Source organism: Sporacetigenium sp. TC11 (genome assembly GCF_058146105.1).
Genome location: NZ_JBYVNY010000009.1, coordinates 129,019 through 142,719, shown reverse-complemented (window position 1 = coordinate 142,719; position 13,701 = coordinate 129,019). Strand labels below are relative to the sequence as shown.

Annotated in this window: 19 protein-coding genes, 1 rRNA gene and 2 riboswitches; of the genes, 19 read left to right on the top strand and 1 reads right to left on the bottom strand. The window is 27.6% G+C overall.

The window, feature by feature from the left end; genetic code table 11:
- The first annotated feature begins 58 nt into the window (after positions 1–58).
- The 4 genes from rrf (at position 59) to ACUSRV_RS13255 (ending at position 2,661) form a co-directional block, all read left to right on the top strand.
- Positions 59–175: ribosomal RNA gene (gene rrf / locus ACUSRV_RS13270) — 5S ribosomal RNA — on the top strand.
- A gap of 306 nt (positions 176–481) precedes the next feature.
- Positions 482–688 carry a DUF378 domain-containing protein gene (locus ACUSRV_RS13265; RefSeq protein WP_490142453.1) on the top strand — a complete coding sequence of 69 codons (207 nt, stop codon included), beginning with the start codon at positions 482–484 and terminating at the stop codon, positions 686–688.
- Positions 689–830: 142 nt separating this feature from the next.
- Entirely contained in the window at positions 831–1,025 is a 195-nt protein-coding gene (locus ACUSRV_RS13260; RefSeq protein ID WP_490142452.1) for a sigma factor G inhibitor Gin, read from the top strand.
- A 283-nt stretch (positions 1,026–1,308) separates the two neighbouring features.
- Complete coding sequence (locus tag ACUSRV_RS13255) at positions 1,309–2,661, top strand: putative bifunctional diguanylate cyclase/phosphodiesterase (protein ID WP_490142454.1); 1,353 nt, start codon at positions 1,309–1,311, stop codon at positions 2,659–2,661.
- 76 nt (positions 2,662–2,737) lie between these two features.
- On the opposite strand, the gene ACUSRV_RS13250 is transcribed toward ACUSRV_RS13255, so the two are convergent.
- On the bottom strand, positions 2,738–3,430 hold the full coding sequence (locus tag ACUSRV_RS13250) for a response regulator transcription factor (RefSeq protein ID WP_490142451.1): 693 nt from the start codon (positions 3,428–3,430) through the stop codon (positions 2,738–2,740).
- Positions 3,431–3,638: 208 nt separating this feature from the next.
- Between ACUSRV_RS13250 and ACUSRV_RS13245 the strand changes: the two genes are divergently transcribed.
- The 15 genes from ACUSRV_RS13245 to ACUSRV_RS13175 all read left to right on the top strand — a co-directional run bounded on the left by ACUSRV_RS13245 (position 3,639) and on the right by ACUSRV_RS13175 (position 13,698).
- Complete coding sequence (locus tag ACUSRV_RS13245; protein WP_490142450.1) at positions 3,639–4,307, top strand: lytic transglycosylase domain-containing protein; 669 nt, start codon at positions 3,639–3,641, stop codon at positions 4,305–4,307.
- A gap of 6 nt (positions 4,308–4,313) precedes the next feature.
- Positions 4,314–4,736 carry a YaaR family protein gene (locus tag ACUSRV_RS13240; protein WP_490142449.1) on the top strand — a complete coding sequence of 141 codons (423 nt, stop codon included), beginning with the start codon at positions 4,314–4,316 and terminating at the stop codon, positions 4,734–4,736.
- A 16-nt stretch (positions 4,737–4,752) separates the two neighbouring features.
- Complete coding sequence (locus tag ACUSRV_RS13235; RefSeq protein ID WP_490142448.1) at positions 4,753–5,055, top strand: FliM/FliN family flagellar motor switch protein; 303 nt, start codon at positions 4,753–4,755, stop codon at positions 5,053–5,055.
- A 114-nt stretch (positions 5,056–5,169) separates the two neighbouring features.
- Complete coding sequence (gene flgM / locus ACUSRV_RS13230) at positions 5,170–5,436, top strand: flagellar biosynthesis anti-sigma factor FlgM (RefSeq protein ID WP_490142447.1); 267 nt, start codon at positions 5,170–5,172, stop codon at positions 5,434–5,436.
- 6 nt (positions 5,437–5,442) lie between these two features.
- On the top strand, positions 5,443–5,859 hold the full coding sequence (locus ACUSRV_RS13225) for a flagellar protein FlgN (RefSeq protein WP_490142446.1): 417 nt from the start codon (positions 5,443–5,445) through the stop codon (positions 5,857–5,859).
- Positions 5,860–5,871: 12 nt separating this feature from the next.
- Positions 5,872–7,212: a flagellar hook-associated protein FlgK gene (flgK, locus tag ACUSRV_RS13220; protein WP_490142445.1), complete on the top strand. Its 1,341-nt coding sequence runs from the start codon at positions 5,872–5,874 to the stop codon at positions 7,210–7,212.
- Positions 7,213–7,231: 19 nt separating this feature from the next.
- Positions 7,232–8,146, top strand: a complete 915-nt coding sequence (gene flgL, locus ACUSRV_RS13215; protein WP_490142444.1) for a flagellar hook-associated protein FlgL — start codon at positions 7,232–7,234, stop codon at positions 8,144–8,146.
- 9 nt (positions 8,147–8,155) lie between these two features.
- Positions 8,156–8,539 carry a flagellar assembly protein FliW gene (gene fliW, locus ACUSRV_RS13210; protein WP_490142443.1) on the top strand — a complete coding sequence of 128 codons (384 nt, stop codon included), beginning with the start codon at positions 8,156–8,158 and terminating at the stop codon, positions 8,537–8,539.
- Positions 8,539–8,754 carry a carbon storage regulator CsrA gene (gene csrA, locus ACUSRV_RS13205; protein WP_490142442.1) on the top strand — a complete coding sequence of 72 codons (216 nt, stop codon included), beginning with the start codon at positions 8,539–8,541 and terminating at the stop codon, positions 8,752–8,754. Before fliW ends, csrA begins: the two co-directional genes overlap by 1 nt.
- 22 nt (positions 8,755–8,776) lie before the next feature.
- The gene (fliS, locus tag ACUSRV_RS13200) at positions 8,777–9,160 is read left to right on the top strand and encodes a flagellar export chaperone FliS (protein WP_490142441.1); all 384 of its coding nucleotides are present in this window, start codon (positions 8,777–8,779) and stop codon (positions 9,158–9,160) included.
- 10 nt (positions 9,161–9,170) lie between these two features.
- Positions 9,171–10,685: a flagellar filament capping protein FliD gene (fliD, locus tag ACUSRV_RS13195; RefSeq protein WP_490142440.1), complete on the top strand. Its 1,515-nt coding sequence runs from the start codon at positions 9,171–9,173 to the stop codon at positions 10,683–10,685.
- An 8-nt stretch (positions 10,686–10,693) separates the two neighbouring features.
- Positions 10,694–11,014 (top strand): flagellar protein FliT, encoded by a 321-nt coding sequence (gene fliT, locus ACUSRV_RS13190; protein ID WP_490142439.1) that lies wholly within the window; start codon positions 10,694–10,696, stop codon positions 11,012–11,014.
- Positions 11,015–11,116: 102 nt separating this feature from the next.
- On the top strand, positions 11,117–11,926 hold the full coding sequence (locus ACUSRV_RS13185; protein ID WP_490142438.1) for a flagellin N-terminal helical domain-containing protein: 810 nt from the start codon (positions 11,117–11,119) through the stop codon (positions 11,924–11,926).
- Between the two features lie 80 nt (positions 11,927–12,006).
- A complete protein-coding gene (locus tag ACUSRV_RS13180) occupies positions 12,007–12,723 on the top strand; it encodes a hypothetical protein (protein ID WP_490142437.1) in 717 nt (238 codons plus the stop codon).
- Between the two features lie 211 nt (positions 12,724–12,934).
- Positions 12,935–13,019, top strand: a riboswitch (cyclic di-GMP riboswitch).
- A 182-nt stretch (positions 13,020–13,201) separates the two neighbouring features.
- Positions 13,202–13,287, top strand: a riboswitch (cyclic di-GMP riboswitch).
- Between the two features lie 93 nt (positions 13,288–13,380).
- Positions 13,381–13,698: a flagellar basal body protein gene (locus ACUSRV_RS13175; protein ID WP_490142436.1), complete on the top strand. Its 318-nt coding sequence runs from the start codon at positions 13,381–13,383 to the stop codon at positions 13,696–13,698.
- The last annotated feature ends 3 nt before the right edge of the window (positions 13,699–13,701 follow it).

Below are 13,701 nucleotides of genomic sequence, written 5' to 3'. Positions count from 1 at the left end.
GAGGACTTGACCATTAATATGCTGTTTAGTTTTGAAATTGCTAGCAATTTCAATATAATGTGGTTACAATAGCAAAGAGGATACACCTGTTCCCATTCCGAACACAGAAGTTAAGCTCTTTAGCGCCGATGGTACTTGGTGGGAAGCTGCCTGGGAGAGTAGGACGTAGCCATTTGAAAAAGAAGCGTATATACGCTTCTTTTTTTAGTTGGCAGGAAATTATAATTTACAATATATAAATTTGAGCAACGGACCTGTTCTTCAAGGCCGTTGATGACATGAGCAAAGCAAATTTAAAATTTAAAAAGTTAGAGTTATAAAATATAAAAAAATCTAAAATAATAATAAAAAGAGACTTTAGATAAGTCTTTTTTATATTTCCAAAAAATTACTAATATGGATAAATCTCTATAATATGTTTTATCTTCATTTACACATAATAAGAGTACACCAAAATTTTTTTATTAAGGAGTGAACTCATATGAGAAAGCTTGGTTTATTATTAGTAGTTATAGGTGCCCTTAACTGGGGTTGGATAGGATTCTTTGGATTTGACCTAATAGGTTCATTATTTGGTGGAACTTATGCTTGGTTAAGTAGATTAATATATGCTGTAGTTGGTTTAGCAGGTATATATTCAGCGTTTACATTAGCTAAAATAGGCGATGATGAAGTAGTTGAAAAGTAACAAATGAATCATAAAGGCCACTGGACAATCCAGTGGCTTTTTGATTATGAGAAGTAGATTATTATTTTATATAGATAATTGTATATATAATAATAATATGGACATAATCAAATTAGAATTAATTTTAAAGGGGGTCAAAAACATGCATGTAAATATGAGCGATAGTAGATTATGTTCTATGTGTAATGAAACTAGAGATGGTGGTTTAAATATATTAGGAAGTTATATCTGCAAAAGATGTGAAGAAGAGATGATAAAAGATGATTTAAGTGAAGCAAGGTTAGGTTATTATAGAGATAGAATGAAAATGATGTGGAGAGGTTATAAGCCAAATTAATAATTTAGATGGTCATGTAGATAGGTAAACTATTTACATGACTTTTTTATATTTAACGAAATTATAAACTCAACATATATCGCCTTTAATAATGTATAGAATATGCCCGATATAAAATATAATCATTTGATTTTATAGAAAGCTAGACACCATTTTACAAAATATTGCAGTAAAAGTTAAAATAATACAGTAATTTACCAAAACTTTACAATCAACGCAATTAAATTTACAAAGCTATTATATAATTAAAATGTAAATACTTAAGGGGATATAGGTGAGTAATATGGATAGTGGAACATCAAGTTTAGCAAACATTTTTGAATTTAAAGAACTAACTCATAATAAGCTAACAGTAATTTCTAACCTAAATGTTTTTGAAGAAAAATTAAATAAGCAGATTAAGAAATGTACAAAAAATTCTAAGGGGATGGCTCTTTTATTTATTGATTCAGATCGATTTAATAATACAGATTATAGTTTAAGCTTTAATTATATAGATGAGTTCTTAGAAATACTTTTTAAACAATTGGAAGAATATATGGAAAATAAAGGTATACTGCATAGGGTTAGTGAAAATAAATATTTATTATGCATATATGATATAGAGGATTCAGATTATTTTAAAAATAACGTAGAACGAAAGATAAAAAAGTTTGTCCGACTAAGAGAATTAGAAAGTAGTGATATTTATAATAGCGTTAGTGTAGGAATAAGTATTTATCGAGACAATGGATATAGTGCAAAGGAATTAATTAATAAAGCTAAAATTGCAATGCACAAAGCAAAAGAATTAGGTAGAAATAAATGCTATTTTTTCCAAGACAACATATATAAAGAGATGATTGAAAAAAAGGAAATAGAAAAAAGGTTGAGAAATGCATTAAAAAACAATGAATTTCTTATATATTATCAACCGCAAGTAGATATGATAACAAGTAAGATTTATGGGGTAGAAGCTCTTTTAAGATGGAATTCTCCTAAATATGGATATATGCAACCAGATAAATTCATATCAATTGCAGAAGAAACAGGAATCATTATTGAAATAGGAGAATGGATATTAAGAGAAGTATGCATACAAGCTAAAAAATGGCAGAATGATAGTTTTAATATTAAGACGTCTATAAATATATCGGCTATACAATTGCAATATAAAGGTTTCTTAAATAGCATAAAAAAGATAATTAATGAAACTAATATTGATCCGTCTTTAATTGAATTTGAGATTACAGAAAGCATACTAATTGAATCTACTAAAGAGGTTCAAAAGATATTAACAGAAATAAAAAATATGGGAATTAAAATATCTCTAGATGATTTTGGAACAGGGTATTCATCATTGATTTATTTGAATAAGTTTCCGATAGATACTATTAAAATTGATAGGTCTTTTGTACAGGATTTATTTATGTCACCTAAAAAAACAGCTATTGTAGAAGGTATTATACATATAGCACAAAACATAGGAATGGACGTTATAGCAGAAGGTATAGAAAATAAAAAAGAACTAGATATTCTTAAAGAGAAAAATTGCAATAGAGGGCAAGGATACATATATAGCAAGCCACTTCCAGTAAATGAAATAGAAATATTTTTTAATAAATTTACTGAAGATAGAATTGGATTATACTGTTAGGTAGGGAGAATTCTCTCTATCTCTTTTTATGTTTAAGACAAAACATAAAAAATAGGCTGAGATTTTGAATTGCAGCCTATTTTCTAAATCTATAACCAACACCTCTAACAGTTTCGATATATGAATTTTCTTGTTTTGTATCGCATATTTTTTTTCGAAGAGAAGCAATATGCATATCTACAGCTCTAGTTGTTGTTATGTATTCATACCCCCAAATAGTATTAATTATTTCATCTCTAGAAAATACTTTGCCTGGTGTACTAGATAAAAGAGAAAGAATTTCAAATTCTTTAAAAGTAAGGTCGATATTTTTATTAAATAAATTTACTTTTCTAGTATCGATATCAATTTTCAAATTGCCAAAAATAAGAGTATTAATAGGATTTTTAGAGTTTAATTTATATCTTCTAAGAATTACATTTATTCTAGCGATAAGTTCTCTTTGATGAAATGGTTTTATTATATAATCATCAGCTCCAATTTCTAATGCCAAAATAGTATCTAATTTATCTGTATTACTAGTAATTATAATTATAGGTATGTGCTGATATGATGAATTGTTTTTTATCATTCTAAGAAGTTCAAATCCAGGGATATCAGGAAGACTCAAACCCATTAATATAATATCAATTTCTTGTTCATTTAGATATGCTAATGCTTTTTTCCCATTATCTACGAAATGAAAAAGGAAGCTATTATCTTCTAAAGTCTGTTTAAGAAGTTTTGAAGTTATTATATCGTCTTCAATAAGTAAGATATTATTTTTCATACAATGATTCTCCTTTAATTTTGTTTCCTAATTAGATATCGGCAAATCAAATGCTTTACTTAATAAATTTTACTAAAATTTAAAATATAATTTTTCTCGGTGCATTTTCTTTTATGAAAATATTTAGTTAGCTTAAATTTTACTTAAAGATATTTAATAAATATGCGATAATGTATATAGGATAAATTTTAAAAGGAGAAGTCAAAACATGGCAGTAGAAAATATACAAAATATAATGAAGTTAGCTTTAATATCAAATATGATGAAAAGTAAAACAGATGATTCAGGAGTTTTTGATATTATTATGTATAGTTTATTAGATTCTATTTCTAATAATACAAGCTATACTGATACTCCTTTGACAAATTTTGAGGACATAGGAGAATTTCTAAATAATAATGTTGTATCAAACTTAAATAATAAAATAGATTATAAAAATATTTCAAATGAAGTATCTATACCATCAGATAATAAAAATACAGATACAAGAATAGATATTGCAGTAAAAAATTCAGCTCAAAAATATGGGATAGATGAAAATTTAATAAAAGCTATAATAAAAAAGGAATCAACATTTAATCCTAATGCTGTATCATCTGCTGGTGCTAAAGGACTTATGCAAATTATGCCTTTTAACTTTAAATCACTAGGGATAACAGATCCATTTAATATAGAACAAAATATAGAAGCTGGAACAAAATTATTAAAGCAATACTTAGATAAATTTGATGGAAACATAGAAATGGGATTAATGGCATATAATGCAGGTCCAGGAACTATGAAAAAAAGAGGAGTAAATTCTCCAAGTGAATTATATAAAATGCCAAAAGAAACTCAAAACTATGTTCCTAAAGTGATGAGTTATTATAGGGGTTAATAACATATGAAAATAAATAGTACGAAGATAAATACAAACATAGGTATAGAGATTACAAATAATAAATCAAAGTCTAGTTTCTCAGATACTATGAATATGTCTAAAAGATCTAAAAGTATAGATGAAATAAAACAATACATAGATGAAATAAAGAAAAAGGGAAATAGACTTGTACTTACCCAAACTTATGCTGACGTGAAATCATATAAGAACTCTATAAAAGAGTATTTAAAGTCAGTTGTAGAACATATGTATTCTCTTGATAAAAACATGGGATTTTGGGAAACTCAGTATTTTACTACTGTTGACATTGTAAATTCAAAACTTGAAGAATTGACGACGGATATATTAAACGAGCAAAAAGGAGTTATAAATGTAGCATCTACCATAGATGAAATACAAGGACTTTTAATAGATATATATAAATAGAAACGGAGGATAGATTATGGAAGAAATTTATGATGTTGTATTTGAACAACTTGAGCCTCAGGAAAAATCATATATAGATGCAGCAAATTTTATAATGAAATCAGAGCTATCAATAGCTGTATCTATAGGGCAGGCAAGAGAAAGTATAGAAAATATATTAAATTTAAAAGAAGGATCTGTAATAGTTTTAGATAAGCTAATAGATGAACAGCTAGATATATATATGAATAATACAAAAGTAGCTTATGGAGAAAGTGTTATTATAGATGATAAAATAGCAATAAGGCTAACTAAGGTTCAAGAAACTGAGAGCAACTAGAGTAGTAATATTAAATAATGTGAGGTAAATATACCTCACTTTTTTGTTTATATAACTAAATATTTTTGGCTATTGTCCGATAATAAAAATAATATATAAGTGTAGGAGGATTTTATGAATATTAAAAGTGTAAATTCAAATTTTGCTATAAATAACTACACAAAGAGTGTCAACAATATAAAAACTCAAAAACCTGTAGAGAAAGCAGATAAAGTAGAAATATCATCTATTGGAAAGCATTTATCAAGTATATCTAAAAATGCAGACAAAGACGTTAATATAGATAAAGTTAATAAAATAAAGAGTATGATAGAAAATGGAACCTATAATATAGACTCAAAAGAATTGGCGAAAAAGATATTAGAAAAAACGAAAGGATAACCCTTTATGATAACTGACTTAAAAGTGATAATTTATGAAGAAAAAAATATATTATCCAAGATGTTAAATTTATTAGATGAGCAGTATAAATATATTTTAGATAAAGATATAAAAAAACTTAATGATATAGTAAAGGATTTAGAAAATTTAAGTAGAGAATTAGCTTCTGTTGAAATGAAAAGAAGAGCTATTATAAGTGAGGATAAATCAATGAAGTCAATTGTAGAAGAAAGTAATGATGAACACCTTAAAGAAGCTTATAAAGATATAGTATCTACAATAAAAATGGCAGAACTTCAAAAAGAGACTAACAATATTTTGATAAGACAAGAACTATTTTTCACAAAAAAGATGATAAGTTTTATAAAACCAAACAACAAAATCCCAAATACATATAATGCATACGGACAAATAAAAAAATAGTGGAGGACTAAAATGCCAGGATTATTTGGAACATTGTACACTGCTAATAGTGGTATGAGAACGCAACAACAAGCAATTCAAACAACATCTCACAATATAGCTAATGTAAACACACCAGGATATTCAAGACAAAGAACTGTCACTAGTACTTCTAGCCCATATACTAACCCGAGTTATACTAACAGCATAGGAGCAGGGCAAATTGGAACTGGTGTAGAGGTAACAGATATAGAGAGAATAAGAAATACATTTTATGACTTTCAATATAGAAGCGAGTCACATAAACAAGGACAATATACAGTGGAATATGAGTATTATAAAAACGCAGAAAATATATTCAATGAACCATCGGATACAGGAATATCATCATCTATGAACAAGTTTTTTAGCAATTGGCAAGAATTAGCCAAAGATCCTAACAATCCAAGTGCTAAAAATATAGTAATAGAAAGTGGAAAGTCCCTAGCAGGAACGATAAGTGAAACTTATAAAAGGATGGACAACCTTGAAGGTACTATACAAGGAGAAGTAGATAGAATATCAAGTGATATTGCTAATATATTAGCTGAGCTAGAAGATCTAAACAAAAACATAAAGATAGTTGAAGGAGCAGGTAAAACTCCTAATGATTATCTAGATAAAAAAGATAAATTGTTAGATGATTTAAGTTTCAAATTAAATATCCAAGACACCGATAATCAAAAGATGTTAGAAGATGCAGTTAACTTAAGCAAAGATTCAAATGGAAAAATAGATTTAATGAAATTAAGAGAAGAAGTTAAAAAACAAATAAATGCTGCTATGGATGTCCCAAGCAAAACCCTATCAGGGGAATTACAGGGATACAAAGAAATAAAGCAAGATATAAACAATATAAAAGAAGAATTAAAAAGTTTTGCACAAACAATGACTGAAAAAGTAAATAACATTTATGGGAGTGAATTTTTTGTATTTGACTCAAATGCAAAACCATTAATAAAAGTACATGAAGACTTAGAATTAGATGCTACTAAGTTAAATATAACATCTAACAAGGCAAATCTAATAGCAAATTCAAAAGATGAAAAAATAGATCTAGATGGAGATGGAACTTTAGATAAATCAGTAAGAAGTATGTATAATAATATATTAGAAGATATAGGACTTAAATCGAAGGAAGCTATAAGAAATGAACAAAATCAAAGAAATTTAATTAATAATATAGATGCATCTAGAACTAGTGTAACAGGAGTTTCTCTAGATGAAGAAATGGTGAATCTTATACAATTACAACACTCTTATGGTGCAAATGCAAAAGTATTGTCTACCGTAGATTCTTTATTAGATATAGTAGTTAACGGGTTAATAAGATAAAAATAATGGGGGCGTCTTAATGAGAGTAACTAATTCGATGATGGCAAATAGCCATCTTAATAACTTACAAACTAACTTACAAAGATTAGATAAATTAAATCTTCAAATGGATACAAGTAAGCAGATAAACCGATTATCAGATGATCCATTTAAAGCTGTAAAAATAATTAACCTTCAAAGTGAAATAGAAGGAATGGATAAATACAATTATAACTGTGATGAAATTAAAGGTTTTTTAGAATCTACAGATAGTGCGTTAAATGAATTAGGAAGTATATCTATGGAACTAAAAGAAGCTTTATCGCAGGCAGCTACTGGAACTAATGGACCAGACGAGGTAAAATCCATAGAGAAAAAAGTAAATGAACTTATAAAGGAAGCTGGACAAGTTTTAAATCTTTCTTATGGAGGAAAACATATATTTGGAGGAACCATTACAGACGAAAAGCCTTTTGAAACAATAGAAAACAGTGATGGCTCTGTTACTATACAAATAAATTCAAAACATAGTGATCCATCAAAATTAGATGAAGAAATGGAAGTCGAATTATCTCCAGGTATAAGTATAAATTACAATGTAAATTTTAAAGATTTTAATGGACAAGTAAATATAAATTCATTAAATGATATATCAAAAGCTTTTGTTGATGGTGATCAAGAAAAACTAAGAAAACTAATAGCAAATATGGATTCTTTCATATCAGATATAGTAGATGCTAGAGCAGTTACAGGAGCTAAAACAAGTACTATTGATGTAATGAGAGAAAAAAATGAAGAAAATATACTGACTATGAAGGGTGAATTATCTCAAAAACAAGATGTTGATATTATGCAAAAATATATAGAGTTAACTCAAGCCCAAATGACTTACTCAGCATCTCTTCAAGCAGGTGCAAAAATAATACAGCCAACTTTACTAGATTTCTTAAGGTAGGTACAAAATATGAAAATTACTTTTGAAAAGGGAATACTTGGATTTGAAGATATAAAAGAATATGAACTAAAAGATTTGCAATCCAATCCAATATTTAAGGAACTAAATTCAACAAAGGAAAAAGGACTAGGATTTGTAGTAATATCTCCTTTCGATATAGATGATAAATATGAAATAAATTTAAGTGATAATGTTATAAAAGAACTAAATATAAATTCGCCAAAAGATGTAATGGTTCTTAATATACTAACATTAGGACAAACATTAGAAAAAACTACAGTAAATATGAAAGCTCCATTAATAATAAATGTAAACAATGGTTTAGGAAAGCAAAAAATATTACAAAATGAAAAATATGAAGTAAAAACACCATTGTTAAGGAGTGAAAAATAATGCTAGTAGTAACTAGAAAAAAAGGCGAATCAATATTAATAGGTGATGATATAGAAATAAGTATAAATAAAATTGAAGATGGAAGTGTAAAAATAGCTATATCAGCGCCAAAGGATATAACTATACTTAGAAAAGAAGTATATGAAAAAGTAAAAGAAGAAAATAAAGAAGCTATTAATAAAAACATAGATATCTTAGATTTATTTAACAAGTAAATATAAGATTGGGGGGAAATAAATGTACGGAGCAAATCCATATAATACATACAAACAAAACTCAATAAAAATGTCATCAAAGGAACAACTCTTACTTATGTTAGTTGATGGAGCAGTTAAACACACTAAAATAGCAAGGCTTGCAATAATAGATAAAAATATACCAAAAGCACATACAGAATTAATAAGAGTTCAAGATATATTTACCGAATTAATGGTAACTATGGATAAAAGTGTAGGAACATACATGGAGGATATGTATAATATATATGATTTCATAAAAGGTGAATTGGTAAAGGCAAATATGAAAAAAGATATAGCAATAATAGACAACATATTACCTCTTATTGAAGAAGTCAGAGATATATGGCATGAAGTAGATAAAAAATTAAAATCTGGGAAGTAGGGGGGATTAGATGTCAGGTGTTAGTTCTATTAGAATACCGGGATTAGCAACAGGTATGGATACGGATAACATGATAAAAGGAATGCTTACTGGAGAACAATCAAAGGTAGATAAAGCAAAACAAAAAGAACAAATAATAAAGTGGCAACAAGAAATATATAGAAATGTTACTAAAGATGTTAAGGGATTATATGATAAATATTTTTCGGCAACATCAAAGGATTATATATTAAGCAGCAAAGCTTATTCAACAACTAAGATAAATAGCTCAAACTCAAGCGTAATAACTGCAACATCAGTTGCAGGGGCTAATGAAATAAACTATAAATTCAAAGTTAATGAATTAGCACAACCTCCAAAGGTAAGCGTTTCACAAGCAACTAATGGGCAGGCAATAACTAAAACATCTACTCTTGCGGATTTAGGTCTTGGAGTAGCTTCTACTTTCAAAATAAGTTTAGGAAACAATACATACTCAAATGATATAACTATAGATACAAATGATACAATAGATTCTTTAATAACGAAGATAAATAATAGTACATCGGGTTCAGTAAAAGCATCATTTAGTGAAATGACGGGGGAATTTATTTTACAAGGAACAAAAACAGGAATTACTAGTACTATTCAAGTTGTAGGGATAGATGGAACGCCGTCGGATGATTTATTGTTTTTAGGAATAGATAGTACACAAAAATCAGGTTCAAATTCAGAAGTTTTAGTAATGTCAAATGATGGTCTAAATAATACTATAAAAACAATAACTAATGAAACTAATTCATTCTCAATAGATAATATTGCATATAACGTAAATGGTTTAGGAGAATCGATATTAACGTCAGAAGTAAGTGCTCAAAATACAGTTGATAAAGTAAAAACATTTATAGATGACTATAACAAGATAGTAGAAAAAATATATGACTTAGTAACAGAAAAGAAAAGCTCAGATTATCCCCCATTAACAGATGTTCAAAGAAAAGAAATGGAAGAGGATGAAATAAAAAATTGGGAAGAAAAGTCTAAACAAGGTATTCTTAGGAATGATAAAGAACTAAGAATGTTTATGGATGGTATAAAAGAAGCAGTTTTTGGTCCATTACAAAATACAGGAATCACCTTAGCTGAAATGGGAATAACATCTCCTGATGACTATAATAAACAAGGTCAAATAAAATTAGATACAGAAAAATTTGAAAAGGCATTAAGGGAAAGTGGAGACAAAGTTTATAGTGCTCTAACAGATAGTAACAATGGTGTATTTGAGAAAATGAAAAAGGTAGTATATGATTATGCAGGAAGCTCAACATCAATATTTGTTAAAAAAGCTGGTATGGATAAGTCTGCTGCTTCTTTAAAGAACTTATATTCGGAGCAATTAAGAAAACAAGAAGAAGTGATAAAGACCTTGCAAAGAAAAATGGATGATAGAGAAACGCAATTGTATAAAAAGTTTGCAAAATTAGAATCATCTATGAATAAATTTAATTCGCAGATGAGTTACTTATCACAGCAAACTCAGATGTAGGTGATATTATGAATAATAAAGTCAATTTGTACAAAGAAATATCACTAGAATTACTGGAAAGCTTAAAAAATGAAAAATTAGATATTATAGATGAAAATTTAGAAAAAAGAGAAGATATTCTAAAAGATATATATGATATAAACATTTTTAGAGAAAAAGCTATTAAAGAAGGTTTATTAGAAATAGAAAAAGAAATATCAAACTTATTTAATATCAAGGTTCATGAGGCTAAGAATGAACTTATGGAATATAGAATATCAAAACAAGCTAATAACACTTATGCAAATTTAAGCAAAGAAAAATTAAATATTTTTAATAAAAAGGTGTAAAGTTTTTAAGAAACTTACCGATATATATAATGTAGGATACTTGAGCCAAGTATCTATAAATAAGACAAGGATGTCGATTAAAAACTAAGGAGAGTGCAAAAAATGAGAGTAAACACTAATATGAACGCTATGATAGCTCATAGCCAAATGACTAAAAACACTGCATTATCAGGAAATTCTATGGAAAAATTATCTTCAGGTCTTAGAATAACTAAAGCTGGAGATGACGCTGCAGGATTAGCAATCTCTGAAAAAATGAGATCGCAAATAAGAGGTATGGAACAAGCTAATAGAAATACTCAAGATGGTATATCTTTAGTACAAACTGCAGAAGGTGCTTTAGAAGAAGCTGGAAACATAGCTCAAAGAATGAGAGAGTTAACAGTACAAGGTGCAAATGGAACATTAACAGGAGCAGACCAAACTAAAATAGCAACAGAATTAAAGGCGTTAGGTGAAGAAATATTACAAATAGGAGTAGAAACTAAGTTCAATGAAAAAGCTCTTTTAGATGGAACTAATGCTTCAATAACTATACAAGCAGGAGCTAATGCTGAAACAAGAACTGTAGCTTTGTTTGATTTAGAGACTGCAGCAGCAGGAGTTCAAAACTTATTAGTAACTGATACTACAACTGCACAAGCATCACAAGATGCAGTAGATGTTATTTTAGAAAGCATAAGTACTAACAGAGCAAGCTTAGGAGCTACTCAAAATAGATTAGAAGCAACTTCTTCTAACTTAACAACTTCATCTGAAAACTTAACTGCAGCAGAATCAAGAATAAGAGATGTAGATGTAGCTAAAGAAATGGTCAACTTATCTAAATTAAACTTATTAAATCAAGCAGCACAAGCTATGATAGGGCAAGCTAAGCAACAACCAGAAGGTGTAATGCAGTTATTAAGATAATTAATTAGATATAGAGAGTAAAGCGTTGGCTTTACTCTTTATTTTTATCATAAATATAATATAATTGAGGAGTTATTGATATGATAATAAACAATAAATCCGATCTGAAAATATATGAAACAAATCTATCACATTATAAAGATAATAAGCTAGAGACAGGGGACAAAAAAACAGATAATGAAAAGGATATAAAAAAAGATAAAAATAGTAATATAAATCTCGGTGTGTATAACGATATTAGAATACAAGTCAATAGTATGGATTATCAACAGAGAAATATTCAAGAAAAAATATCTTTAATTCAATCTGAAGAACTAAAGATAAGTCAAATAGAAAATTCTCTTGAACAAGCTAAAAAAGTTTATATGCAAGCAATAAATAATGAAAGCAAAGAAAATTCTAAGTATAAAAATGCAATTAAAGACTTTGTTAAGCAAATAGATGATATAAAAAAAGATTTTCAAGGTGACGATGATAGAGAACATAAAGAAAATAAAACAGATTATATATACTTAGATAAAGATACTGCTGATTATAAAACTATCGATATTATAAATAATACTTTGAGGGAAATAACCAGTATAAAAACTAAATTATCTGAATCTAAATCCAACTTAATTGTACTAGAGCAAATGATAGAAGGAGTTAAATCTAAAATTAAAAACAAAGAAAGCTATACAAAAGATTATTTAGATATTATCAAATATACAAAAGAAATTGTTTTGACAAACCCATATAAATATATGAATTCTCAAAATAATATCATTAGTGATATTGTTATTGATATTCTTAAGTAGTTTAAAATAAGAGCATGAGTATGAACTAATTTAAATTCATGCGCATGCTTTTTTTATATAAAAATCAAATTTAAAATACAATTTAGTTAGAATTATTATAGTTGTTAAATTTACTTTATTGCAGAAAAAAAGAAATTTATGTAAAATTTTAAAAAACCCTATTAAAATTTGTAAAAATTACGTATAATGGATTTATAATATATTTACACAAAAATTACATAGGCAAACCTAGAGAAATCTAGTGACGCAAAACTATAGGGACTAAGGTTGTAAAACTATGTCAGCCAGTTGCGAATGAGTTTAAAGCTACTCGTTCTGAGTAGCTTTTTTAGTACATATAAAATGGAAAATTTTGTCACAATTTACCTTAATACATAGTAAAAAAGGTAAAAATAGTATATAATTTAATATATTAGAAATAAGATTGTCAGAAAATGTGCTTATTTGTAAAAAAATGTAAAAAAATTGTACAATTAAAAAATTAAATAGGTAAACCTAGAGAAATCTAGGGACACAAAGCTATAGGGACTACGGTTATTATAACTATGTCAGCCAGTTGCATCCGAGCAGAATTTACATCACTTATGTATCTTTATTTAAGTGCGTTCGTATTTAACTATTCCTTCGGAGTAGTTTTTTTTATATAAGGAGGTAGTCATGAATACATACGATTTAATTAAAATAGGACTAGGCGCTACAGATTTAAGGAGCAAAGCTATAGCTCATAATATAGCAAACATAAATACACCTGGTTACAAAAGAAGGTATGTAAGTTTCGAAGAAACATTAAATAGTGCAACACCTAAAATAGAAGAAAAGGTAGATAATTCAACAAGTATGAGAGTAGATGGAAATAATGTTGATTTGGAAACAGAAAAGGTAAATCAAGCAGCTACAAGTCTTCAATATAATGCATTAGTAACTTTAGCGAACAGTAAGATATCAATAACAAAGAGTGTTATATCTGGGAGGTAATTA